The organism is Leptospira levettii, from assembly GCF_002812085.1.
Taxonomy (GTDB): Bacteria; Spirochaetota; Leptospiria; order Leptospirales; family Leptospiraceae; genus Leptospira_A; species Leptospira_A levettii.
Genome location: NZ_NPDM01000002.1, coordinates 236,430 through 262,509 on the forward strand (window position 1 = coordinate 236,430; position 26,080 = coordinate 262,509).

Genomic DNA, 26,080 nt, shown 5'->3' on the forward strand with positions numbered 1-26,080 from the left:
TGAAGAGCTCCTGTTAGAGTATAGGTGTAAATTTTTCTATTACGTCCAGATTTAGACAGATTCCACTTTCCGTAAATTCATAAATCTTGGTAGGGTCAAAATGAGATATTGAGTTTGTTTCTCAATAAAGAAGAGAATCGGAATGGAGTACGAAAAGGGATTGAGTTCCTCCTTCCGGAAAATAGGATAAACAAAGTTTGTTTAACTTCCACTGGAAAAAACCCATTCCTACAATTTTCATTCGAAACCGCTTGTATTTGCCCTTGCTTGTAACATACCTTGCCTTCGTGACCTGTGGTCCAACGAGAGACAAAACCAATTTAGAAACACGGAAAGAGTATCTTAAAGGAGTAGGTTTACCCATCCTTGTATCGATCCAACCCAGGCATAATAGGGATAAAAAAGAACTTCAATTATTTATCAAAACTGAAAACCTAACGAAGATTAAAATCCATACATTTCAGATTTTATTTTTTGCAAGTGACCAAAATCGTCAATTTTTGATCCCAGATGAACAGAAAACTCCTGAGCTCATTTGTTTGATTCCGAAAACCATCCTACCGGACACAATTTATAAATGTAATGTCGGACCTTTTGTCTATAGCCAGTTATGGAATTCGATCGTCATCCATTCGATCTCATTCACTACAGAAGACAAGGTGCGCCATGTGATCAGTGAAGATGACATCGACGATGTCGTAATTTGGCTATAATCTTTTCATACCATCACAAGATAAGCGAACAAATTGTTACATTAGAATCGACTCGTTTCATCCATTCGTCTTGACAAAGGATGCGAGTGAAAATACCGTTTCTAGACCGTTATGTTTTCCCATTTAAAACAAGACATTCCTTCTGGACTCGTTGTATTTTTAGTAGCTCTTCCTCTTTGTTTAGGAGTCGCACTTGCTTGTGGTGCACCTTTATTATCAGGAGTAATTTCAGGAATCGTTGGTGGAATCGTAGTTGGTTTCCTAAGTCACTCCCGTACAAGCGTAAGTGGTCCGGCTGCAGGCCTAGTCACGTTAGTCCTCGCCGCAACTTCTGCATTAGGTGACTACCAAACATTTTTATTATCCGTATTTTTGGCAGGTTTCATCCAAATAGGACTTGGTATTTTAAGGCTTGGGTTTATCGCAAACTACGTACCATCCAATGTGATCCAAGGATTACTCGCATCTATTGGGATCATCCTGATATTAAAACAAATACCACACTCGGTTGGATTTGATATCAATCCAGAAGAAGATTTTATCTTTTTCCAAAGGGATGGAGAAAATACATTTTCAGAATTATTAAACATTCACAAATATTTTTCGTGGGGAGCAGTGATCATATCATCTATCTCTTTGTTACTAATGTTTGTTTATGATCAATTAAGATGGAAGGTGCTTCGTTATATTCCCTCTCCCATTTTAGTGATTCTTGCCGGAATTTTGTTGAACCAAATTTTTAAGAATTTTTTACCAGAGTTCTATCTTTCAGAAAAACATTTAGTAACAATTCCCAATGTGAATCGCTGGGAAAGTATTTTTATGTTTCCCAATTTTTCGATGATTGGACATACGGAAGTTTGGTATTTTGCATTTACAATTGCTGCCTTTGCCACATTGGAAACATTACTGAACTTAGATGCTGTGGAACGTATTGACCCACACAAACGACTTTCGTCACCTAATAGAGAACTATTTGCACAAGGAGTGGGCAATAGTTTGTCAGGGCTCATTGGTGGACTTCCCATCACCTCTGTTATTGTCAGAAGTTCTGTGAATATTTATGCAGGAGCAGAATCAAAACTATCCACAATGGTTCACGGGGTATTCCTTGCCATGAGCATTCTTTTTTTAAGTTCATCTTTGAATTTGATTCCACTTTGTTCTTTAGCAGTTGTTCTTGTTGTGACTGGTTTTAAACTCACAAATTTATCTGTGTATAAATCATTGTATAAAAAGGGACTATACCAATTTTTACCTTTTATAACAACCATTCTTGCAATCATCTTTACTGACTTATTAACAGGTGTGCTCATTGGACTTTGTATTAGTTTCATTTTTATCTTAAAAAATAATTATAAAAATCCTTTTTCTGTTGAAACAGAAAACTTAAATATCGGAGAAACAATCAGGATCGAATTACCCAACCAGGTTTCCTTTTTAAACAAAGCCTCCATCAAAGACACTCTTTGGTCACTACCGGACCACGCAAAACTCATTGTTGATGCCTCCAATTGTAATTTTATTGACCACGATATTCTAGAAGTGTTAGAGGAATTCAAATCAGTCGTTGCTTTAGAAAAGAACATCCAACTGAATTTAGTTGGTGTTAAAGATCATTATGAACTCAATGATCAAGTACAATTTGTAAACATCTTGGACAAAGAAGCACAACAAAAGTTAACTCCAGATGAAATTCTTGAATTCCTTAAACGGGGAAACGAACGATTTGTAAAAGGCAAATGGTCTGAAAAATATTTTAAACACCAAGTAAACGCAACAGCCTTTGGCCAAAATCCAATTGCAGTTGTTCTTTCCTGCATTGATTCAAGAACAAGTCCAGAAATTATCTTTGATGCAGGACTCGGTGATATCATTTCCATTCGGATTGCAGGAAATATCGTGAACCAAGAGATCCTCGGAAGTTTAGAGTTGTCCTGTGCAAAAATTGGGACCAAACTCATCGTCGTACTTGGACATTCAAACTGTGGGGCTGTTTCCAGTGCGATTTATGCATTAAAAGATGGCAACATCGCGAGTATCACAAACAAAATTGAAAAAGCCATTGGAACCTCAGATCCAATCACAAAACAATCAAATCCAGGAAATGAACATATTTTTAATCATGTAGTAAAAACCAATGTGTTAAATTCAATTGATGAAATTTTAGATTCGAGTGAATTTTTGAAACAAAAGGTAGATGCAGGTGAATATAAAATTGTGCCTGCTTTTTATGATACATCTTCCGGCGAAGTTCAGTTTTTTCATACAGTTCAAACTTCACCGAAACGTGATTAAATATTTTTACAGATTATACTTTGTGAACAGGAACAAACAATGGTTTGTAAGCGGAACGATTATAATACGCTAAAAATGCATTTGCAATTACAACAAATATTCCAACTGGCAAACCATCTTGAGCAATCATCAAATGGACTAAAAAGATATTGATAACCACTGGTGCTATCACAACCGAAGCCAAAGGAACAAACCTTCCAGATAAAAAAGCAAGTGCACAAACTAGTTCTGTTACTTTAATCAATGTTAATAAATAACCAGTGGCCTTCATTCCATCATTGAATATCTTAATATTACCAGTCACTTCAGGTTGTTGTACTAAATTGAATAATACAACAACAGATGAAAATAAAAACAAGGCGCCTAACAAAAGACGAACGATTGTATACAAAACTTTCATAAGTTATTCCTTTGGTACTTTCACAAGGGGAAAACTGATTCACTTACCGAAAAAGACTCCCATTGGAAACTATCTACCAAATTTAAAGGGGGAGGGTTCTCATTTCCACCCACAATTTCTAGATTTATTCTAATTTTACTCATTTTTTTGGAAGAATTGGCAATATAATTCCTACTTTTTGGCATTGATACATTAGGAATTCTCAATGAAAATCCGAATTTTCCCTATTTATCTACTGGTATTTTTCTTCACTGTTTGCCAAACAAACCAAACAAACGGACCTGAACATTCCAACTCTAAAGAATCGAAATCATCTTTTACACTCCAATACGAAATGGACTTACCAACCAAAGTTTTGAAGGTGGGGCCAAATCTAGAAATTTCAATCGGTAAATTTGCCTTACATTCCTTTAATCATTTGGCTTCCCAGATATTCAATGTTAGCTCCTATAGTGCAAGAAAAGAGAATGATCCGCTAGAACCAGGAACCATCATTCTCCGTAAGGTCCAAGTCAATCGATCCATGGTATTTGAAGAAGGAACTACAAAATTCCAACATGCTACCTTTGCTTCCATTGTTGAATTTTTATTGGTAAAAGAATCTGGTGAAACCTACCGAATCCTCGGTCAATCCGATCCAATCCAAACGAGTACCATTCCATTTACTTCCAATGATCATGATTCAGAGGAAAAAATAGCAAGTAGCATCCAGTCGGCCATTGCAATTGGACTGAAAAAAATGACCCAACCTAAGGAAGATTGGAAATGGGATGGTAGTCAAATGATGTTCCAACAAGGAAATGGAAATTAAGAAATCCAATGCCATCCTCAATCGCGTCTGAATCTGGATTTTTGTGATCCTTTATTGAAAGCATGTATTGAAACAAAACTGTAAAGGATGTACGAGTACACTCAAATTCGGTATGGGAAGGTCAGATAGGTAACAAAAGAGACAACTCACATAGGTAACACCTACAATGAGTATCGGAGGACAATCCGATGCCTTGGAAGGAAACCAAAGTGATAGAAGAAAGAATCAAGTTTATAGCAGCTGTTAAAAGTGGCGAATGGTGTTTTGCTGATCTTTGCCGGGACTTCAACATCTCAAGAAAAACTGGATATAAGTATCTAAAGAACTACGAGTCGGAAGGAATCGATGGACTCAAAGATAAATCCAGAAAACGAATCACCCAATCCAATGAAACTCCAGAAAAAATTGTTCGATTGATTGTAGATTTACGAGAAGAACATCCATCTTGGGGACCCAAGAAACTTCGACCCATATTAAAAGCTCGATTCCACAGACTAAAACACATTCCCAGTGAAACAACAATTGGTAATATTCTTAGGAAAAAAGGACTTATTAAACCAAAGAAGAAACGACCGAGAGTTCCGCAATCTCTCTTTCCATTTTCTGATGTTGCTTCTCCTAATGATGTCTGGTGTGTCGACTTTAAAGGGCATTTTACTGTAGGAAACGGGCATCGTTGTGATCCATTGACGATAACCGATGCACATAGTCGTTATCTACTTGCCTGCGAAATCTTAAACAAAACGAATGTAGAGCAAACAAAAGCCGTCTTTGAAAGGGTTTTTAAAGAATATGGACTTCCAGTTGCTATAAAGTCGGACAATGGTGCACCATTTGCAAGTAAGGCGATTGGTGGCCTCACAAGTCTTTCTGTTTGGTGGTTGAAACTAGGGATTCGACCGGAACGGATCCAACCTGGGAAACCATCTCAGAATGGACGTCATGAAAGAATGCACCGAACTCTAAAAGAAGAAACTGCTTTGCCACCAAGGTCAAGCCTTGAAGCTCAACAGATTTCCTTTGATAACTTTCGATATGAGTTCAATCATGTTCGACCTCATGAAGCATTGGGATTTCTAACTCCAGCTAAAGAATACAAAAGGTCCATTCGCGAGTTTCCAAAAAGGATCTTAGAGGTTGCATATCCAACTCATATCGTTACTGATAAAGTTCACGAAAGTGGTTTTGCGCAGTACGGGCCCCATCGAGTCTTCTTTGGAAATCCCTTTATTGGAGAGGTAGTTGGCTTTGAAGAGATCTCAGACAGACATTGTCGCCTTTATTTTGCGAACGCAATTCTTGGAATTTTAGATTTGTATACGAGTAAAGTGTTGAAATACCAGAAGCTTTTGTATAGAATTGACGAATCAAAGTGTAACCCATGTGAGTGATCTAATATGTTACCGATGTGCCTTTCTATACAATTCCGCCCACACCTAATGCGACATAATACTAATTATGGGAAGTAACTCACTGCATCACGTAATAATCTACTCGAAACACTAGTCGATTGAATCATCTTAAAATCTAATTGGCACTACATTCAACTCAAACAGCTTTTGTGAAGGTTTCCAAATACTTTGCCAGATTTCCAACATGTTGTTTTCCACCTTCAATGGCTCCATATTTTTGGTTCACTCGTTCTAGTTCATCTTTTGAGGAAAACACTTGTACCATCGTAAGGTTTGTACTGTTTCCTTGGTTCGTAGGTTCAAATACAATTTCAGACAAAAAATTGACATCTTCGTCGCCATCTCCATTGCCTATGTGTTTGTAAGAGATCAAACGAGGTTTTTCAATTTTTAAGAATTGGATTTTATTTTTATAATCATGACCATCTGGACCATGCATCACAAATTCAAAGATTCCACCATTTCTAAAATCAAAAGAGATAACGGTCAAAGTAAAACCATCTGGTCCCCACCATTCTTTTAAGTGATCAGGACTAGACCAAACTTCAAATAATAATTCGTTTGAAACATCAAAGGACTTTCGATAGATCACTTGGTTTTCTGAAATTTCTGTAATCAATTCGGTTGAGCTCATATTGTTTTTCCTTTTTTCAGTTTTAATGCATAACGTTCTAAGCGGTTCAATCGTTTACTCCAATCTTCTCTCACTTTTAAAATCAACTCTTCCATTTCAGAGAAACCATCCAAATTTACAGAATAGATTCTTTTTTGAGCTTCTTTTTTTACATTCAATAATTGTAATTCTCTTAATAACTGTAAGTGTTGGGAGATAGCAGGAGCACTGATGGAGAAATGTTTCGAAATAGCAGTGGAAGTCATCTCACCATTCTTTGCGACAAGGAGTATGATTTCACGTCTCGTATCATCACCCAGGGCTAAAAAACTATTCATACCAAAAATTAATATAGGATTTGCTTAATTAAGTCAACTCTTAATTAAGCAAAGAATTCAGAAATTTATATGAAATGACTCATTTGATTCTCTTTATTTCTCTTCTTTCAAAATTTTAAAACATTAGATCATCTTTGAACATCTACCACCAATGTTCCCTATTGAATCTCTGCTTTTAGAATCACTCTGATTATAATTCTTGAAACCAAATTACCTTTTTCATCTTCTTTATGTTTTTTTGATTGCAAATGTAAGTAGAATTGATTGAATTTTCTTCCAAAGATTAAAAACGGAACATTGTTCAACCCAATGAATTCGGTGTTTTAGGAATGAGGAAATCAAATGGCCAATCAAACAATCAGGGATCCAAAAGTTGTCATCATAGGCGCTGGAATGACAGGAATCCTACTCGCAATTGAATTCAATCGAATCGGAGTGAAAGACATTACTATTTTAGAAAAAAAACATGATTTAGGGGGAACTTGGAGGGAAAACACATACCCAGGTGTGGCTTGTGATATTCCTGCGCACATGTATACATATAGTTTTGCACCCAATCCTGAATGGAGCCACAGGTTTGCCCATGGAGATGAAATCCAATCCTATTTCAAACGTGTGAGTGATGAATACAAAATCACACCTCAAATTCATTTTAACGAAGCAGTCACAGAAGCATCTTACCAAAACGGAAAGTGGACTACAAAAACCTCAAAAGGAAATACATATGTTTCCGATTTCCTCATCTCAGCCACTGGTATCTTACACCACCCTGCAAAACCTAACATCCCCGGACTCGAAAGTTTTAAGGGAAACTGTTTTCATACAGCAGAATGGGATCATTCTGTAAATTTAGAAGGAAAACGGATTGGGATCATTGGAACTGGATCCACTGCAGCGCAGGTCATTCCTGAGATGATCAAAATTGGGAAAAAAGTTTCGGTTTTCCAAAGGACACCACAGTGGATCGTCAAAGTTCCTGATACAACCTACACAGAAAAAGACAAAATAAAATGGAGAAAGGAACCTAACATTCTCAAACGGTTTCATAAATGGTATACATTTGCTGTGGAACAAACTTTTTCCAAAGCTGTGATTGGTAAAAAAATCCCACATTTGCTCATGAGTTTTTTGTGTAAAAGGAATTTACGAACTTCCATTAAAGATCCTGTTCTTAGAAAAAAACTAACTCCAAATTATCGAGTTGGTTGCAAACGTGTGATCGTAAATTCCACATTTTATGATGCCATCCAAAAACCAAATGCTGATTTGGTGACAGAGGGGATTGAAAAAATCACAGAAAAAGGTGTCATCACAAAGGATGGTAAATTACATGAATTGGATGTACTCATCTTGGCAACGGGATTCCATCCATTTAATTTTATGCGCCCGATGAACCTAACGGGAGAAAATGGAATTTCAATTGAATCTGTTTGGAAAAAGAAAGTACAAGCTTACCGTTCCCTATTTATACCTCACTTCCCTAATTTTGTTTTGATGTTAGGACCAAACACTCCAATTGGAAATTTTTCTGTCATCGCCATGAGTGAAGTCCAAACTAAGTATATCATCAAAATCATCGAAGATTGGAGAAAAGGAAAATTTAATGCCATTGATGCAAAGGAAGAAGCCTTACAACGTTTTGCTGCTTATCTCAAAAAAGGGATGGTTGGCACAGTATGGCTCGGTGGTTGCCAAAGTTGGTATTTAGATCCAGATGGAGATCCTGCGATGTGGCCTTATACATGGAGTCGTTGGGAAAAAGAAATGAAATCTCCCGATTATAAAGATTTTAACCTAACCACTACTTAAACTTTTTATAAAATCCTAAACAACATTTTTGCCGGTAATTTTTCTGAATTACCGGCTTTTTTGAACCATTAATTTTGGATTGCCTGTAAATTTCCCTCTAAATAACGAAATGATTTCTCCATCACCATTAAGTTAGTGGTTTCGATCATTTTTTCGACGTTAGCAGTACGAAAAAATCCATAAATTTCAATGGTTGTTTCCGCCTCTTCTGTTATTGTATTTTTTGCAATGAGTTTTGATCCCTGATAAAGGTTGTAATCCAATTGAACCTTATAAAAATGATCCCGAATTTGCACTGGCCAATAAAAGGTTAATGGGTAAATGGCAGGCCAAGTCCACCAATAATTGTACGTATTGGAATACAGAGGCGTGATTGTCACATCAATCGTATAATCTTCGGAAGTGATTTTTGAGTTCAGATCGGGAATTGATACTTTTTGAAATATCCGAGCCGATTTTAAATGGTCGATAAAAACGGTTCTCCAACTATTCACAAATCGCATTCGATCATGCGTAATTATATCAAATTTACCGATATATAATTGGTTTGGGTATTTTGCAATAGATGAAACTGAATCTTGTTTGGAAGGTGGGACTTGTCTGATATCAACTTGGCAAGAAACAAAGATGAGTAAAAATAATAGACTAACGAAGTAATTACGCATATTGATTGTTATTCCTGAGGAACTAACAATTGTCAAGTTTAACTATGATTCTATTTTGATTTTATTCAATGAATCTTCTAGAAAATAACTTTTAGATATCAATTTTCAGATGAGAAAGAGATGATGAGAAATGGATTTTTGTTCCCATCCAAACTATCTACTATTTTGAATAACGTGTCCCGGTTTACACCTACACAACCTGACGTAGGTTTGGTTTCACTCCAAGGATGAAGGAAAATCATACTTCCCATACCAGGTAAACTCGGATTTGTATTATGTTCGATGACCACAAAGAGCTCATAAATATCAGAATCCCATAAAGAATGGACACCTTTTTCTTTTTTTGAGACTAGTTGATTATAGTGCTTTGAATTTGGATCATCATTCCAAAAGTGAAACTTTCGAATTTGAGTGTATTCTAATTGACGAATGGTCTTTTTTCTTTTTCCAAGAATTCTTTTGATGGGAAAATACCCTTCGGGTGTAAATCCGTCTCCTTCTCGTTTGCGATTGGATAGTGTCAGTCCGCTGCGACCAAACCAAACGGGAACTTCTTCGAAATCGGTTTTCCACTCACCTTCCACAAGAGTGAATACGTATAGTTTTCCTTTTGTTTCCCCTGGTCGTCCGACTATGAGTATCACTTGTTCTGTCTGGAAAAACTTTGGTGGGAAAGTTAAATCCGTTGGATTCCCTTCGGGAAATACATTGAATCTGGGCAAAAATAGGAATAAATAGAGAAAAAATCGGGAAATGGGTACAAGTTGGCACGAAAAAATTAGGGAAATGGAGGAATTTCTTTTGCGAAAACTGGGAAATTGGGTAAGATGGATGAATTCCAAATGGCGAATCAGAAGATCCGCTCCCCCTGCTGGGCTCGAACCAGCGACCCAATGATTAACAGTCATTTGCTCTACCGACTGAGCTAAAGGGGAATCTCGAATCTGTGACCATGCTACGGAGAAAGCCTGCTAGGTCAACGAAAAAATTATGTCATAGCGACGAGAAAATTTGCAAAAATTCTAAAAAATCCGATCCCAAGTCTTGAAAAAATAGATGTTTCCAACTTAAGATTCCTTCATTGTGACATAATCCTCTCCGCTCCTGGTAGAGGAAAAAATAGAAATTTTATATGTTGTTTGAGATGGGGTTCTTGCATGAAGATTGAGAGGCATTTTACCAAAGGGAACAAGGGTTTATACCCGAATTTGACATGGGTTCGTAAGGACTCAAAGATTACGAATACGGACGGGTCGGTTGTGTTTGAAGCAAACGGCGTCGAAGTTCCCGATTTTTGGTCGCAAGTGGCTACCGATATCCTCGCACAGAAATACTTCCGCCGCAAAGGTGTTCCGAAGTATCTTAAAAAAGTGGCAGAAAAAGGAATCCCGGAATGGTTACAACGTTCTGTCCCTGATGATGAGAAACTCGTCGCTCTAAACCCCGAAGACCGTTACGTAGGAGAATCAGATTCCAAACAAGTATTCCACCGTTTGGCGGGATGTTGGACGTATTGGGGTTATAAATATGGGTATTTTTCGGATGAAGATAGTGCCCGTGTCTTCTATGAAGAAGTCATCTTTATGCTCGCAAGCCAAATGGCTGCCCCTAACTCCCCACAATGGTTCAACACTGGACTCCACTGGGCGTATGGAATTGATGGTAAGTCACAAGGTCATTATTATGTAGATCCAAAATCGGGAAAATTAGTAAGATCCGCCTCTTCTTATGAACACCCACAACCACATGCATGTTTCATCCAATCTGTGGATGATGATTTAGTGAATGAAGGTGGGATCATGGACCTTTGGGTCAGAGAAGCTCGCCTCTTTAAATACGGTTCGGGTACAGGAACCAACTTCTCCAACCTTCGTGCTGCCAATGAGTCTCTTTCTGGTGGTGGCAAAAGTTCTGGTCTTATGTCCTTCCTAAAAATTGGGGACCGTGCTGCTGGTGCTATTAAGTCTGGTGGTACAACTCGCCGTGCGGCAAAGATGGTTTGTCTTGATATGGACCACCCTGATATCGAAGAATTTATCGATTGGAAAGTCCAAGAAGAGAAAAAAGTGGCTTCCCTCGTCACAGGTTCCATTCTAAACAACCGACTCTTAAATGAAATTATGACGGCTTGTGCTTCCGCCAAACAAACACTTGGTGAGGAAAAAGCATATGACCCAACTGCCAACGTCGAACTCAAGAAAGCGATTCAGAAAGCAAGAAAAGCGTTTGTTCCAGACAACTACATCAAACGAGTGATTGATTTGTCGAGACAAGGATACAAAGACCTACTCTTCGAAGAACTCACAACCGATTGGCAATCCGAAGCATACAACACAGTTTCTGGACAAAACTCCAATAACTCCGTACGAATCACTAATGAGTTTATGGAAGCAGTCGAAAAAGACCTCCCCTTCCACCTTGTGAACCGTACAGAAAAGGAAAAAGCTCGCAAAGAAGGTCGTGAACCAAAAGCGGCAAAAACCTTACGGGCTCGCGACCTATGGGAAAGAATTGCAAATGCAGCTTGGAACTCAGCTGACCCAGGAACACAGTACCATAGCACAATCAACGAATGGCATACTTGTCCAGAAGATGGAGAGATCAATGCATCCAATCCGTGTTCTGAATACATGTTCCTCGACAACACAGCGTGTAACTTGGCTTCTGCGAACCTTGTTAAATTCCTAAAGGAAGATGGATCCTTCGATGTAGAAGGATATCGTTACCTGAACAAAATCTGGACTATCATCTTAGAGATTTCGGTTCTCATGGCACAGTTCCCATCGAAAGAAATTGCGGAATTGTCTTACAAATTTAGAACCTTAGGTCTCGGGTATGCAAACCTTGGTTCCCTACTTATGATCATGGGAATTCCTTATGACTCACAAGAAGCAATGGCTGTGACGGGTGCCATTTCTTCCATCATGCACATGACTGCGTATGCAACGTCAGCAGAGATGGCAAAGGAACTCGGACCATTTGCTGGTTACGAAAAAAACAAAGACCACATGTTGCGTGTGATCCGTAACCACAGACGTGCAGCATATAATGCTCCAAAAGAAGAATATGAAGGACTCACTATCACTCCTGTGGGAATCAACCCTTCTTTCCTACCGTCTTATTTACTCGAAGCAGCAAAAGAAGATTCAGATAGAGCATTGGCAATGGGAGAACAATTTGGTTACCGCAATGCGCAAGTAACAGTGATTGCTCCTACAGGAACGATTGGTCTTGTGATGGATTGTGATACCACTGGAATCGAACCTGACTTCGCTCTTGTGAAATATAAAAAATTGGCTGGTGGTGGTTATTTCAAAATCATCAACCAATCGGTGCCTGCAGCCCTAAAAAAATTGGGTTATAGCCAAGCAGAACAAGATGCGATTGTGAACTACTGTAAAGGCCATGCAACTTTCAATGGAGCCCCTGGTGTTAACACTGCACGTTTGAAAGAAAAAGGATTCACCGAAGATGTATTAGAAAAATTGGAAAAACAACTTCCGTTTGTGTTTGATATCCAATTTGCTTTCAACAAATTTACATTAGGTGAAGATTTCCTTGCCAAAACCTTGGGAATTGACCCTTCCCTTTACAATTCCATGGGTTTCAATTTACTCGAAACATTGGGGTTTACTGCAGATGAAATCGCACAAGCAAATGATTATGTTTGCGGAACGATGACCATCGAAAACGCACCATTTATCAAAGAGAAGGATCTTCCTGTTTTTGATTGTGCAAACAAATGTGGTAAATACGGAAAACGTTTTTTGTCTTATCAATCACACATCCGAATTATGGCAGCGGCTCAACCATTCATTTCGGGTGCAATTTCCAAAACAATCAACCTTCCAGAAGAGGCAACCATCGAGGATGTAAAAAATGCATACCTCATGTCCTGGAAAGTAATGATCAAAGCAAATGCTCTCTACCGAGACGGATCAAAACTTTCACAACCACTTAACTCCGTATTCCAACTGTTAAGTGCTGTGGGAGAAGAGGAAGAAGAACTAAGCTCTACTTCCGCACCGAAAACGGTAACAGAAGTGGCAGAAAAATTGGTGTATAAATACATTTCGGAAAGAAGGAAACTTCCACACCGACGTGCAGGATACACTCAAAAAGCGATGGTGGGTGGTCACAAAGTATACCTCCGAACAGGAGAATACGAAGATGGCCAACTCGGTGAAATCTTTATCGATATGCATAAAGAAGGAGCGGCTTTCCGTTCCCTCATGAATGCGTTTGCGATTGCGGTTTCCCTTGGCTTACAACATGGCGTTCCTTTGGAAGAATTTGTAGAAGCATTTACATTCTTCAAATTTGAACCAAATGGAATGGTATCTGGTAACCCTCACATCAAAATGTCTACTTCTGTGATTGATTACATCTTTAGAGAACTTGCGATCACTTATCTTGGTCGATACGACTTGGCACAAGTATCACCAGAAGACCTAAGAACAGACGAAGTGGGTAGAAAAGCAGAACCAACACGTGATACTGTGGGAAAGCAGGAAAGTAGCGTTCCCCGTACTCCGCTACAAGTAAATGCGATTTCTATGAAATCAGTTCTCGAAGACAAACCGGAAGTTGTAGCAGTGGCAGGTCAAACTCCGCAACAACCAACCCAAGCACAGTCAGCAGCAGCAACACTAAAGATCATTGCGGAAGCAAGAACCAAAGGATATACAGGAGATTCCTGTACAGAATGTGGTTCCTTCCAAATGGTTCGAAACGGAGCCTGTCTCAAGTGTATCTCTTGTGGGTCCACGACAGGTTGTTCCTAAACCCGAATCCAACTACCATCTAGTTTGTAAAAACTAGATGGTGAATCTACATGAGACCTAAAAAAAAAGGGTCACAGTAGGATCTAACAAAAAACAAAAAGGGACTGATGTTTCAGTCCTTTTTTTTTGCCACCACGTGTTTTCAATAGAAAGGAAAGTTTGATTCGTATCTAGATGATCGTTTTAGGGATACAAAACTTTTGATGAAGTTTAAGGAGTAGGTGCCGGTTCAATCGAACCTTCTTCTGGTTTTGGTGCCGCTCCGCCTAATTGGTTTAAGTTGGGAAGATCCACTTTTGGAGAAGAAAAAGTACCACGAACTGGGATACAAGTTTTGCCTGCTTCTTGTGGTAATAAAGCTACCATCCCAACTAAATCTTGCCTTTCTTGTGCAAATTTTTCGGTTAAGGAAAAACATACTTTTAGATCCAATTGAGAAAACGAAATGGTATCAGACAAACGAACGACACCTTGGAATTGGAATTTTGCTAGATTGGAATCAAGACTTCCTCTTTCAATGAGAAGTTTTCCTGATCGAATTTTAAAGAGTAAATTTGCTCGTTTGATATCGGTTCCTTTTAAAGATCCCAAAAAAGGGATGTCCATCGATTCTTTGATTTTGCCACCAGCTAGAGTAATTTCCCCTTCCCCATTCCATTTGGTAATTTTTTCGTCTAACGGCGACAAACGGATGGGCAAATCTAAGGTTTGAATTCCAATCGAAAGATCACTCCCTTCATAACTAAAATACCCTATATTAATATCCCCTTCCAATCGGGACTGCAAAATTCCAAGTACCGAAACACCGAGGCTCACTTCTTCCGCTTTTAAAGATGTTCCCGTGGGAAAACTAACAACAAAACTATCAAAAGACTTCCTACCAATCATGGGAAAATGGATTTCTTTCGCATCCATTAAGATTCCCGTTTCTTTGCCAGTTTTAATTAGGACAGACCTGACAATTTCATTGAGAGGGAAAATAAAAATCGTAAACAAAAGAAAGGAAACAAATGATATTGCAACGAGTGTGAGAATTTGTTTTCGATTTACCTTCGAATGTTCTTCATCAGAATCTTCATCAAAAAGTTCACTATCCTCTTCCAGTAATGATTCTTGAATGGCAACATCATCATCTAAATCAAAGTCTTCTTCCAATTCGTTTTCTTTCGCCATTTTTATTTACCTTTCGACAAACGACTATACGATGATACTTTTAAATTGACATCATAGATTTCTTTTTCTGCAAATGGTTTCCGAAAACTAAGTAGGTCTACTTTTGCTTGGATTTGTTTGTTTTTTTCGATGTCGTAAACCAGTTTAATGATATCTTGTAATAAAACAGAACGAAAGGATACATCAATTGTAATTTTGTTATAGTCCTTTTGGATGACATTACTTGTATCCTTCATGGTTTGCACTTTGTCTTTCAAATTGTATCGAACTAAAATTTGATCGAGTTTAGAATACATAACACTTACGTCTTCTTCACTGCCACCTGATTGTAACCCACGTAAATAATTGTATTCTCGTATCACTCGGTCGAGTTCACCCGCTTGTGATCTTGTTTCGAAAATCTCATCGGATAATCGATTTCTTAAATCGGATAACAAGGTCACAATTGTATAAACACCAAGTAGTGACACAAAACTAATCAGTCCAATCACAAGGACTCGTTCTCTATCATTCAAACGATCAAACATTAAGGTTCATCCTTTGGTGTCACAACATCCATTTTGATTTTAAAACTAACTTTGAATTTATTCACACCTGTGATGAGACGTTTGTTTTGGATTTGGATATTCGTGAATTTTTCTGATTTTTCAAGTGCGGATTGGATGGTACCAATTTCACCAAATTCGTTTACCCTGCCATAAATTTGGATTTCCTTTTCTTCAAAGTTAAATTGATCCAAAATAAAAGGTAATACTTCTGGAGATGGGAATTGTTCGGTTGCTTCATTTAAAACGTCAAGAACACTTTCTTGAGACAAAAACAATCTGTAAATTTCAGTTTTTTTACGTTCTGCTTTAAGCTTCTTATTTGCGGCATCCAGTGGATCTTCGTCTTCCCCTAACTCTCCTCCGATACCATTTTTGTACTTCTCGATTAATATTTGTTTGTTGGCAGCAATTTTTCGTTTATCCAAAATAATGCCAATCAGGAATACACCAAAAAGAAGGATTAGAGAAATACTCACCAAAATGATATGAGGTTTAAAGGCTGCGAGTTTGAACCGATTGGTATGAATTTTTTTTGCAAAACCAGTTTCTAAAAAATTCACCCGGTTTCGAGATTCAAAGTGAACACCAGTAGCAACTGAAGTGACAAAACTTGGATCATTGATTCCTAAGAATTCGTATCGTCCTGTTTTGATTCCTAATTTCTCTTCCAAATACCCAGTCAGTTTCGGATAGAGACTTGCCCCACCAGATAATAAAATGAGGGTTGGTCTCTCTTGTTCTGGAAGAGAAAAAATACTGTTCTCAACTTCGTGAACCACTTGGTCAAGTTTTGCTAAAATAAATTTTCGTAATGATTTAAATTGGATGGCACTGATGTGAAACTGATTTAAAAATTTTGTTTCTTCGGACTTATCCATAGAATCAAATAAAAATCCAACGGGAAGTGATTCTTTGATGAGTCTTGCTTCATCCAAATCAACTTTGAGAATACTTGCAAACTCTGCTGTAATTTCTTCACCGCCAATATAAATTTGGCGTGTGTGCCTTAATTTCCCTTCATGTAAGACGTTTAAGATACAATATCGTCCACCCAAATCTAATTGTAAGATTGATTTTTCAGCAACTAACAGGGGATAATTTTTAGTAATCAGTGCAGAAAGAACAAAAGAATCTAAAGATAGACAACTTAAGGTCAAATCACCTTTGGCAAATGGTTTTAGAGCACGGAATAATTCGGAATGGTGTACATTGAAAGTGATTACATCGGAATTATCTTTTCCTGTTCTCCAAGTTTTACCAATAACCTCTAGTTCTTCCATAGGGTAAGGGACTAAATTTTCCACTTCAAATGGCAAAACTTCTTGGATGGCTTTTTCAGAAACCAATGGAACTGTAAGGTCCCGTACAAATAAATTATGGATCCCTAAATTGATTAAAAAACGATTTTCCTCTGGAAAAAAACTTTGGATAAATCGAATGATATTGTATTCGAATGGGTCCCCTTCATTTTCATCTAGTTCCACAACGGGTAAACTTTCAGTACGAAGGATCACTACTTTGCCTAAAACTTTTTTGAATAAAACACCTTTTAGGAAGGTAGAGCCGTAATCGATTGCAAGGTATTGGTCAAATGATAACATAATTAATCTTCAGTATAGTATAACATCTGGTTGTTGGTAAGATCAAATAATCCCGTTACCTTACGAACCACTTTATCCTTTATAATCCCAACCCCTGTAATTTTGTAAACTTCACCCTTCGTTTTGATCCGGCCACCAGATACGTCGGTTCCTTCCCCTGCAAGTTCCTTATACAAAGTGAGGTCCCCTGTGGTTTTTACTTGGAACTCAGGTTCTGTCTCCAGATCTTTCAATTCTTTAATATAGCCTCCTTTCTGCAACTTGAGTTTCAAAATTTTCATGGCCGCCTGTTTGGTCATAAAATCAGAAAGGGAAATAAGCACAAAATAAGGAGCCGTATTGATATTAATCCGGTCATCATACGAATCTCCCGCAGGTAGGTATGCAGTGATATTATTGGAAAGCACATAGTCTTTATCGGAACGAAGTGCTCTTTCCTCTTCTGTCATAAAGTCTTTGGAATTATTTTTGTCATAATCCTTTGGTTTTAAACTTTCATACACCACGGAGCGGTCGTAGCCCTTCACATTTAAAAGTTCAGAAAGGGAATAAAAAGGAGCATTTTTGATCTTTCTTGGAGGGCTCAAACGACTGTAATAATACTGTTCCGCTCCACCCCCTGTTTCCTGATGGTTTTCATCAATCCAATCGAGAATGGGAAAAATCATCTCTCGTTTCAGACCGAACTGATAGAATAACCGAGTGACCATTTCAATGGTCCTTTGGTTGGGTTGGTCGTCATAAATTTTGACAAGAGAGTTGATGTTAATTTTTCCATCTTCGGGGCTCATTGTGTAATAGATCACACCACCTCCGAGTGGAATGGGGGGAGGATCCATGGCAAGTCCAGATTGGTACAATACTTCTTCTGGGATTTTTTTTAAAGCCCCGACAGCTCCCATAAACCCAGCCTTTGCTAACATATGGGCACGAAATCCATCTGCCTGTGCCCTTGCCACTCGGTATTCTGTGGCAGCATCTTCAAAAAATTTCGAAGCAGTAAACAAAGACGCGGTTCCGATGGCCATTACCAGGAGATAGACCATAAAACCTTTTTTCCAGTGTTTATTTGTAGAGAATGACCGGATGCGCAAGTGATTCATATTTAACAAAAGCACTCCCCACTAATGATATAATTTCAAATCGAATGAGTCTTGGAATTTTTTTGGTTGTACGGGAATTCCAATCATCTACCCATTTGTCTCCACGTTCCGAGAATTTCATTTGGAAACTTTTTACATTCTCAAGCAAAATGTGTTCCACTCCACCTTGTGTCGGAAAGGTATCAACCATTTCGTCTTCTCTACGGATGAGGTAGGACAATCCTTCCATTTTTGGATTGGGCATTTTACGTAAATAAAAGGAAACTTCCCTAACAGATGCTTGGCCCTCTTCTTCCGAATTGGGATTGGAAGTTGCAAACACGATCCGATCGTTCCTTGCTCCCGTTACGCCTTCTTGTTTACCCACAAATAAAATTCGTTTTTGGTTATCGATGAAATAGGTACGAGCAAGTGTTCCTCGGATATTTTCCATTGCATACAAAATATCCTTTCTGTTAGCCCCTTTATTCGAAGCTCCTTTTTTGGAGATTTTATTGGCAGTATAAAAAACTGAAAATATTCCCGTAAAAATAACAGCCATAATCATCACAACAATGGAAATCTCTACGAGAGTGAAACCTCTCCGACTATGACTGGATCGATACAAACGATAGAATTTCCACAAAACATTCATTAGTATTTAGCACTCCTGAATGTTTCAACACTATAGGTTTCCTTTTTATTTCCATCCATGTAAAAGATAGAAACTTTCACTCGGAATACTTTTAATACTCCCCCAGTTTCAAAACTTTTTTTTTGGCCTCGTTTTTTCATGAGGTCACTTAAGCCCACATCTTTATCACCTAACATATCTTTTGGTGCTTTTTTACGAAGTTCTTCGGCATTCGGACCACCCGCAAGTTTGAGTAAATCCATTTCTTCTTCTTTGATTTCCGTTTCAAAGGTATACCCAGGGAAGGCATCGATGGAACCTCGAGATGTATCTGTTTGCATGGTTGTGGAAGAATCGACTTGTGCCATTTTAATTTTCGCCAAATGAACCGCATTGGCAAGTAAGACCGCTTTTTTTTGATACGAAATTCCTTCCGCAATCATTGAATAGGTATAGGTCATCACCATGGCTGCCATCGCCATAGCAATTGTGACTTCAAATAGAGTAAATGCATTACGGGATTGTTTAACGAGGTTGAGTTTTTGCATTGGAATCTACTTGTTCGTCTCGTTCATCTAATCCATAAGACACTTTCTGGATAGGATTTGAATCAGGTTCCGGGAAAAATTCCATTTTATGGATTTTGATTTTTCCACCATATCGATAAATTTGAATTGTACGTTTGATTTCTGTATCGGAACCAATGTATAAAAACAAATCCGTGGTGGTCCCTTGTGGAGTGAAAACAATTCGAATTTTACCTTCGTTTCTTGGTTTACCACCTAAATCGCGTACGCTGACAATTTTAGAATAAAAAGGGAGGGTTGTCTTTTTTAAGATAGGTTCCTCTTCTAACCCACTTTCTTCTCGTTTGAGTAAAAAGAATTGGTATTCTCTTTTTTCAAAATCATAAACAAACAGTACGGATTGGTTTGTGAGTTGGGCTTTGTTATAACCAAATTTAAAGGATTCCTGTAATTTGACTGAAATGTCCTCAGTAGATGGGATGATGAGGTTACGTAAGGACCCTCCCACAATCACCATGAGAAGCCCTAGTATAGAAATGACAACGACGATCTCAATGAGAGTGAGACCGTCGCGGATTTGTCTTTTCCATTTCGGAAATCGTTTTTTATCGGAATGCGGCTGGATAATCATCAGGAGATAGGATATTAAAATCTTTATTTTTTCCATCTCCACCTTCTTTCTTATCTTCACCGAGTGTGAGAATTTGAGGGACAGCACCTTCAAATTTTAACACATACGGTGTTTTCCATGGGTCTTTTAAAACTGCCTTTTCCCGAATGATTGGTTCATAATCATCACCAATCTTGTCATCATCTGGTTTTTCGATTAACGCCTGTAAACCTTGTTCCTCAGAAGGGTATTTATCATAAACTTCCAAATAACGTTCCAATGCAGTTTTTAAAACAGCACTGTCATTTTTCAGTTTTAGTTTTTTTTCCCCTTCACCGCGGTTACCGATACTTGAGTAAAGAATCGCCATAAGGGAACCTAAAATAAGCATCACCACTGTGATCTCAATTAGAGTGAGTCCCTCACGGATCTTTCTGTTTTTTCCTTTCATTTTCATAAACTCTACATCCCCTGGATTTCTTGAGTTAGTTTGTACATTGGCGTCATAATCGCCGCCATAATGGTAAAAATAATTCCACCCATTACAATGATCATCATGGGTTCTAAGGATTGGGTCAAAGATTTTATTGCTGTATCAACCTCAGATTCATAGATTTCTGAGAGTTTATTCATCATTTCAGGAACCTTATCGGAAGCTTCCCCAGCGCTTAGCATCCCGAGAACCATCTGTGGGAGCACTTGCGAACCTTGTAAGGAATCGGATAATTTTCCACCTTCTTTGATTTTGATAATCGCAGCATCAATTTCTTCTTTAAAAACAGTATGCCCAACCACATCCGATACAATATTCAGAGAAACAATTAAGGGAACTCGATTCAGGAGTAAAATAGAAAGGTTTCTTGCAAAATTAGAAACTAAAATTTTACGGAGTAAGGTTCCAATGACTGGTAGTCCCAGTAAAAATTTATCCCAAACTTTTTTACCTTCTTCCGAACTTTTCCATTTCAAAAATCCAAGAAAACTAAACGAGATCAGACCCAAAATAAAATACCAATAATTGGTTAATACATAGGATAAAAAAATCACAGCTCGTGTGAGAAGTGGAAGTTTTGCATCAAAGGATGCAAATAATTGTTCAATTTGGGGAATCACAACAACAAGTAAAAAGATAGATACACCAAGAGAAAGAAGTCCCATAATCATAGGATAAATCATTGCCACTTGCACTTTCGATTTCAATTCAGAAGACTTTTCTTCTAGTTCCGCTAACCGGTGCAAGGTGTTTTCATAATTCCCTGTAGACTCACCGACAGAAATCAAACTCGGATATTGGTCAGGAAACACAGTTTTATGTTTTTTCATCGACTCGGAAAGGCTTGAACCTTCCGTGATATCGGCCCTCATCTCAATTAAAACTTTTTTGAAATAGATATTTTCGACTTGGTCAATGATGGATAATAAACATTTATCAAGAGGAATTCCCGCTCCAATGAGAGTTCCTAGTTGTTTACAAAAAAGTCCAACTTCCTTTCTAGGAATTCGGTACAGCAGTTTGGATAAAAAAGGAAATAATTCTCTTTCTTCTTTTTCTCGATCTTCCTGGATCGAACGGACATACAATCCTTTTGCTTTTAATTTATTTCGTGCTGCTTGTAAATTGACAGCATCGATGATGTTCTTTTCTTCTTTTCCTTTTTTATTAAAGGCAACGTACGTATACAGTGGCATAAAACTTAAGATACCCGAAGGACTTCTTCAGGAGTAGTCACTCCCTCGATGACCTTATACTTTCCGTATTCTTGTAAGGTGGAAAGACCATTTTTGACTGCAAGTTCTTTGATCCGATTGGCATCAGCACCCTGTAAAATTGCACGTTTGATCTCATCATTCATGGTGAGGAGTTCATACAAACCAGTTCGTCCTTTGTATCCAGAATTGAGGCAAGAACTGCAACCTTTACCACGATACAATACACCATTTTTCAGTTCTTTTCTTAGGATGCCAAGTCCCGCCAAATCTTTGTCAGTTGGCCTGTAAGATGTTTTACAATCTTTACAGATCACACGTACTAACCTTTGCGCCATAAAACCAAGTACAGAACTTGTAATCAAATAAGGTTCAATCCCCATATCCACAAGCCTTGTCACAGCAGAAGAAGCATCGTTTGTGTGAAGGGTGGAAAAAACCAAGTGACCTGTAAGGGATGCTTGGATCGCAATCCTTGCAGTTTCTTCATCACGGATCTCCCCCACCATGACAACATCCGGGTCTTGTCGTAAAATCGAACGAAGTCCCGCTGCAAAAGTCAGTCCAATTTTATCATTCATCTGCATTTGGGAAATTCCATCCATTTGGTATTCCACTGGGTCTTCACAAGTGATGATGTTTCGTTCTTCTGTATTGATTTCAGAAAGTGCAGAATAGAGGGTTGTTGATTTTCCAGATCCTGTTGGACCAGTTACCAAAATAATTCCATACGGTTTATAAATGAGTTCTTTAAATTCTTTTAGGATTTGTGGGTTAAAACCCATCGTTTCAATGGAATACTTTTGATCGGTTTTATTCAATATCCTCATTACAATTCGTTCTCCGAATTGGCAAGGGATAATGGACACCCGAACATCCACATCTTTTCCAGCTAACCTAAGTTTGATTCGTCCATCTTGCGGAAGCCTGTTTTCCGCAATGTTTAGGTTCGACATAATTTTAATACGAGTCGAAATACCAGCCAAATAGGATTTTGGTGGATTTAATACTTTTTGTAAAACACCATCCACACGGTATCTGACCACAACAGACTTTTCAAATGGTTCAACGTGGATATCCGATGCCCTTTCCGAAACGGCTTGCGATAAAATCACATTCACCATTTTAATGATAGGTGCTTCATTGGATAAATCTAATGCATCGGATTCAAAGGCATCGGAAAGTTCTCCAAAACTTCCGTCCATCTCATCCATCATCTCTTTTGCTTCTGCAGTTGTTTTATCAAACTGAGAGTGGACGATTCGCATAATTTCGTTTTCTGTAGCAAGAACGAATTGGATTTCGTATCCTTTTAAGAAGGAACGCATATCATCCATGGGATGGAGATCCGTTGGATCACTTGTCGCAACAAAAACCTTTTTCCCTTTTACGAGGAAGGGAACAATTTTCGAACGTTGTACAAGTTTTAGTGGGATTTTGCTAAAAATTTCATCACTAGCAACAAACTCAAGTTTGTCGTAAAACTCCATTTTATGGAGTTTTGCAAGTGCCTTTAAGATATCGGTCTCAGAAGCGAGACCTTTTTTTTGAATGATGTGAGTGATGGGAAGGTTTGTTTTTTCCTGTTGTTTGGAAATATCTTCCAAATCCTTAATGGTAAGGATTCCATCTTCTAAAAGAATCTGACCTAAACTTTTTCTCATCTCAGTTTCTTTTCTCGTTCATCTACCATCCTTTCTTGTTCATTTTTCTTTTGGATGGTCATACGATCCGATTTATCTCGATCATCTAGGATATGCGGAGTTAAAAATACCATCAAATTGGTTTTTCGATTTTGATTGGTAGTGCGGCGAAATAAAGTTCCAAGGAGTGGGATCTCACCCAAAATTGGGATCTTTTGCACTTTTTTCTGTTTGTCATTCGAAAGAAGTCCTCCAATCACAATGGTTTGGATATTGTCCACAACGATGGTTGTTTTGATATCTCGTTTGTTGAAGGTTGGGTTTCCCCCCGTTGCTTCCGAAGAAATCCCCGCTACGTTTTTGATCTCTTGGTACAAATCAAGTGTGATCCGATTGTTTTTATTGATGTGAGGAGTAAATTTGAGTTTAATCCCTGTTGGACGGTATTCAAAGTTTGCCACTGTTACCGCATTGTCTCCACCAAGTCCCGCGTTTCTATTTTGGGTACGAACGGGAACGTCCTGACCCACATTGATCTCTGCTTCTTGGTTGTCTAGGGTCAAAATTTGAGGAGCAGACAATACATTGAAATTTTCATTGGTTGAGTTTGCGTTTAAGATACCAATGATTTGTTGTCCACCACGTCTGATAAAGCCAAGTGAAAATCCTGAAAGTGTGTTTACGTTTGTTGGTCTTCCATTTTTATCAATCACACCCCCTTGCGCCGCAAGACCAGTGTTAAACTGTCCATAGGCAAGTTCTTGGTATCTCCAATCGATACCAAAGTCATTTAGGTCAGTCGAACTGAGTTCGACAATGAGCACCTCAAGTAACACCTGTTTTCTCGGTGTATCTAAAATCTTAATGATCTTTTTGATTTCTTCCCATTCTTGTGGGGTTGCTGTCACAATGAGTGAGTTTGATTCTTTATGGGCAACTGCTTTGATTTTATCTTGTTTGCCAGGCACTCTCTGTGCTTGGGGATTTTGTTGTGGAGGAGGAGTTTGTTTCACTTCTTGCCCCGCTTCCCCAGGTTGGGTTTGCGCGGGAGCAACTGGTGCATCCGGCATATCCAATTTGACAAGGATGGCAGCTAGTTTTTCTGCTTCATTGTATTCCAATGTGTAGATATGAATGTCACCAGCAGACGAAATGGATCCTGGACCATCAGCTCTTACATCCAAATTATCAACTAACTTTAGTAACTTGTTAATGTCAGCAGTTGATCCTGAAAAGATAAGAGTATTTTGGTTTTTAGGAATGATGATATCTGTATCAGGACTTGTCACTCGTTTGAGAATTGGTTCGAGTTCGATCGCATTCGAAAATTCTAAAGGAACAATTTGTGTAATCGTTTTGTTTAAGGCAACTTCCGATTCAGAAACAGGTTCTTTTCCAATTCTGACAATTTGGGATTTGGCAAGTGCATCTTTGATCTTAACGACTTTGATGAGATCATTCTCTTCAATGAGTCCAAAACCTTGTGTTTCTAAAACAGACTTCATAAACCCAAACGCATCTTCAATGCGAACACGTTTTTGAGAGATGATGGTGATTTTTTTACCTTTCACCGCATCATCAATTAAGATGTTCTTTTTGATGATAGCACTCATTCCCATAAGGAAGTCTTTGAGTTCTGTGTCTCGCCAATCTGCAGTGAAACTAGCTGGTTCTTGAGACGTTTTTGCTTTTGGTTTCCCTTTCTCTTGGGAGAAATTGGGTGTCACAATTAAATAAAGGCAAATGCATAGTATAACGAATGGGAGACGATTTCTCATTTTAATTCCGAATGATAAATTCATATGTGATTATTTTGCCTTGTCGTTCTAAATCCACTGTAATTTTCGGAGCCTGTTTGATCGAACCCCAAATTTCCAACATTTTCTCTGTTTCATTGAGTGGCATTCCATTGACTCGTTTGATGATATCACCACCCCGCGCGCCAAGTGAATAAAAGACATGGTCTTTTGCCACCTGATAGATTTTGTAACCCTCGATCTTTCCGTCTACCAAATGAGGGCCAAACCTTGCATTTTTGTAAATGGTGTTTGGGTCCTTTAGCTTACGATTGACATCTTCTCTGGATAGAACTTTTTGAATGGTTTGGCTCGAAGGTCCCAAATTGGAGACAGCTGCCGCATCTTTTGGCCGGATTCTTTCTTTGGCTTGCGCTGGTGTTTCCCCAATATTGACGCGAAGGCTAAGGCCCCCTTTTTTAAGCACTACATAGTGTTGTTCAATGGTTTGGACTTTGTAACCACCTACCATTTCCCCTACACCATATTCTTCAGAATCATTGTTTTGTTTTTCCCTGATGGTAACCCGCGCAAAGGACCAGTGGCCAGACAAAGTACCTGTGACAAGCATCTGGTCATCATCTCCATTGTCTTGGGCGATTTCTGGGTCAAGAGGGCTTCCGTCCGCACCCCGTTTTGTGGCATCGTTCGGATCGAATACTTGTCCACGGATGAGATTCCCAGTGACTATATCTTCATAAGTACTAACAGCAAGGATGACTTCTTGTCTTGTTTGTTTGGGACGGACTTGGCTCCCCACATTCATCCCAGTTTCAGTCGAAAATAAAAGGAGAAGGACAAGTTTTAATAAATACGCAAGGGAAAACGAAAATAACAAAACCACCGGAATCAATGTTAAAAACTGACTCGATTGGATTCTTTGAAGGATTAAATTCATGCTCCCCACAAATCGGAG

The 26,080-nt window shown here is 38.4% G+C and carries 23 protein-coding genes and 1 tRNA gene; 6 read left to right on the top strand and 18 right to left on the bottom strand.

Annotated features, from left to right (window positions below):
- The first annotated feature begins 197 nt into the window (after window positions 1-197).
- Window positions 198-713 (top strand): hypothetical protein, encoded by a 516-nt coding sequence (locus CH354_RS08695; protein WP_243396021.1) that lies wholly within the window; start codon window positions 198-200, stop codon window positions 711-713.
- 111 nt (window positions 714-824) lie between these two features.
- On the top strand, window positions 825-3,011 hold the full coding sequence (locus CH354_RS08700) for a bifunctional SulP family inorganic anion transporter/carbonic anhydrase (RefSeq protein ID WP_100726797.1): 2,187 nt from the start codon (window positions 825-827) through the stop codon (window positions 3,009-3,011).
- 13 nt (window positions 3,012-3,024) lie between these two features.
- Here the strand turns inward: CH354_RS08700 and CH354_RS08705 are convergent, their stop codons facing one another.
- On the bottom strand, window positions 3,025-3,411 hold the full coding sequence (locus CH354_RS08705) for a DoxX family membrane protein (protein WP_100717025.1): 387 nt from the start codon (window positions 3,409-3,411) through the stop codon (window positions 3,025-3,027).
- A gap of 205 nt (window positions 3,412-3,616) precedes the next feature.
- On the opposite strand from CH354_RS08705, the gene CH354_RS08715 reads away from it, so the two are divergent.
- Together CH354_RS08715 and CH354_RS08720 are read left to right on the top strand one after the other, a co-directional pair.
- Complete coding sequence (locus tag CH354_RS08715; protein ID WP_100726795.1) at window positions 3,617-4,222, top strand: hypothetical protein; 606 nt, start codon at window positions 3,617-3,619, stop codon at window positions 4,220-4,222.
- A gap of 188 nt (window positions 4,223-4,410) precedes the next feature.
- Window positions 4,411-5,613, top strand: a complete 1,203-nt coding sequence (locus CH354_RS08720) for an integrase core domain-containing protein (RefSeq protein ID WP_100726747.1) — start codon at window positions 4,411-4,413, stop codon at window positions 5,611-5,613.
- A gap of 157 nt (window positions 5,614-5,770) precedes the next feature.
- On the opposite strand, the gene CH354_RS08725 is transcribed toward CH354_RS08720, so the two are convergent.
- Window positions 5,771-6,268 carry an SRPBCC domain-containing protein gene (locus tag CH354_RS08725; RefSeq protein WP_100726746.1) on the bottom strand — a complete coding sequence of 166 codons (498 nt, stop codon included), beginning with the start codon at window positions 6,266-6,268 and terminating at the stop codon, window positions 5,771-5,773.
- Entirely contained in the window at window positions 6,265-6,585 is a 321-nt protein-coding gene (locus tag CH354_RS08730) for an ArsR/SmtB family transcription factor (protein ID WP_100726745.1), read from the bottom strand. The genes CH354_RS08725 and CH354_RS08730 overlap by 4 nt, the downstream gene beginning before the upstream one ends.
- Before the next feature lie 342 nt (window positions 6,586-6,927).
- Here CH354_RS08730 and CH354_RS08735 point away from each other — a divergent pair, with 342 nt between their 5' ends.
- Window positions 6,928-8,394, top strand: coding sequence for a flavin-containing monooxygenase (locus tag CH354_RS08735; RefSeq protein ID WP_100726744.1), 1,467 nt, complete (start codon window positions 6,928-6,930; stop codon window positions 8,392-8,394).
- A 68-nt stretch (window positions 8,395-8,462) separates the two neighbouring features.
- On the opposite strand, the gene CH354_RS08740 is transcribed toward CH354_RS08735, so the two are convergent.
- From CH354_RS08740 to CH354_RS08750, 3 genes are all read right to left on the bottom strand, one after another.
- The gene (locus CH354_RS08740; protein ID WP_100728730.1) at window positions 8,463-9,059 is read right to left on the bottom strand and encodes an LBF_2127 family putative lipoprotein; all 597 of its coding nucleotides are present in this window, start codon (window positions 9,057-9,059) and stop codon (window positions 8,463-8,465) included.
- Between the two features lie 98 nt (window positions 9,060-9,157).
- Window positions 9,158-9,703, bottom strand: a complete 546-nt coding sequence (locus CH354_RS08745; RefSeq protein WP_165780335.1) for a L,D-transpeptidase family protein — start codon at window positions 9,701-9,703, stop codon at window positions 9,158-9,160.
- A 218-nt stretch (window positions 9,704-9,921) separates the two neighbouring features.
- A tRNA-Asn gene (locus CH354_RS08750) sits at window positions 9,922-9,994 on the bottom strand.
- Window positions 9,995-10,216: 222 nt separating this feature from the next.
- Here CH354_RS08750 and CH354_RS08755 point away from each other — a divergent pair.
- Window positions 10,217-13,843, top strand: coding sequence for a vitamin B12-dependent ribonucleotide reductase (locus CH354_RS08755; protein ID WP_100766401.1), 3,627 nt, complete (start codon window positions 10,217-10,219; stop codon window positions 13,841-13,843).
- A gap of 210 nt (window positions 13,844-14,053) precedes the next feature.
- Here CH354_RS08755 and gspN read toward each other — a convergent pair whose 3' ends face one another.
- The 12 genes from gspN to CH354_RS08815 are packed head-to-tail and all read right to left on the bottom strand — an operon-like array spanning window position 14,054 to window position 26,062.
- Window positions 14,054-15,016, bottom strand: a complete 963-nt coding sequence (gene gspN, locus CH354_RS08760; protein WP_100766402.1) for a type II secretion system protein GspN — start codon at window positions 15,014-15,016, stop codon at window positions 14,054-14,056.
- Window positions 15,017-15,018: 2 nt separating this feature from the next.
- Window positions 15,019-15,543, bottom strand: coding sequence for a hypothetical protein (locus tag CH354_RS08765; RefSeq protein ID WP_100717035.1), 525 nt, complete (start codon window positions 15,541-15,543; stop codon window positions 15,019-15,021).
- Window positions 15,543-17,165 carry a cell division protein FtsA gene (gene pilM, locus CH354_RS08770; RefSeq protein ID WP_100766403.1) on the bottom strand — a complete coding sequence of 541 codons (1,623 nt, stop codon included), beginning with the start codon at window positions 17,163-17,165 and terminating at the stop codon, window positions 15,543-15,545. Before pilM ends, CH354_RS08765 begins: the two co-directional genes overlap by 1 nt.
- A gap of 2 nt (window positions 17,166-17,167) precedes the next feature.
- Window positions 17,168-18,268 (bottom strand): type II secretion system minor pseudopilin, encoded by a 1,101-nt coding sequence (locus tag CH354_RS08775; protein ID WP_238761049.1) that lies wholly within the window; start codon window positions 18,266-18,268, stop codon window positions 17,168-17,170.
- Window positions 18,231-18,902, bottom strand: coding sequence for a type II secretion system protein GspJ (locus tag CH354_RS08780; protein ID WP_100717038.1), 672 nt, complete (start codon window positions 18,900-18,902; stop codon window positions 18,231-18,233). The genes CH354_RS08775 and CH354_RS08780 overlap by 38 nt, the downstream gene beginning before the upstream one ends.
- Window positions 18,902-19,429, bottom strand: a complete 528-nt coding sequence (locus CH354_RS08785) for a prepilin-type N-terminal cleavage/methylation domain-containing protein (RefSeq protein ID WP_100717039.1) — start codon at window positions 19,427-19,429, stop codon at window positions 18,902-18,904. Before CH354_RS08785 ends, CH354_RS08780 begins: the two co-directional genes overlap by 1 nt.
- Entirely contained in the window at window positions 19,407-20,039 is a 633-nt protein-coding gene (locus tag CH354_RS08790; RefSeq protein ID WP_243396022.1) for a prepilin-type N-terminal cleavage/methylation domain-containing protein, read from the bottom strand. The genes CH354_RS08785 and CH354_RS08790 overlap by 23 nt, the downstream gene beginning before the upstream one ends.
- Window positions 20,014-20,475: a type II secretion system protein GspG gene (locus CH354_RS08795; RefSeq protein WP_100717040.1), complete on the bottom strand. Its 462-nt coding sequence runs from the start codon at window positions 20,473-20,475 to the stop codon at window positions 20,014-20,016. Before CH354_RS08795 ends, CH354_RS08790 begins: the two co-directional genes overlap by 26 nt.
- A gap of 5 nt (window positions 20,476-20,480) precedes the next feature.
- On the bottom strand, window positions 20,481-21,707 hold the full coding sequence (locus tag CH354_RS08800; RefSeq protein WP_100717041.1) for a type II secretion system F family protein: 1,227 nt from the start codon (window positions 21,705-21,707) through the stop codon (window positions 20,481-20,483).
- A 5-nt stretch (window positions 21,708-21,712) separates the two neighbouring features.
- Window positions 21,713-23,389: a type II secretion system ATPase GspE gene (gene gspE, locus CH354_RS08805; protein ID WP_100766404.1), complete on the bottom strand. Its 1,677-nt coding sequence runs from the start codon at window positions 23,387-23,389 to the stop codon at window positions 21,713-21,715.
- A complete protein-coding gene (gene gspD, locus CH354_RS08810) occupies window positions 23,386-25,146 on the bottom strand; it encodes a type II secretion system secretin GspD (protein WP_100726932.1) in 1,761 nt (586 codons plus the stop codon). The genes gspE and gspD overlap by 4 nt, the downstream gene beginning before the upstream one ends.
- Window position 25,147: 1 nt before the next feature.
- Complete coding sequence (locus CH354_RS08815; protein WP_100717044.1) at window positions 25,148-26,062, bottom strand: general secretion pathway protein GspC; 915 nt, start codon at window positions 26,060-26,062, stop codon at window positions 25,148-25,150.
- Window positions 26,063-26,080: the final 18 nt, after the last annotated feature.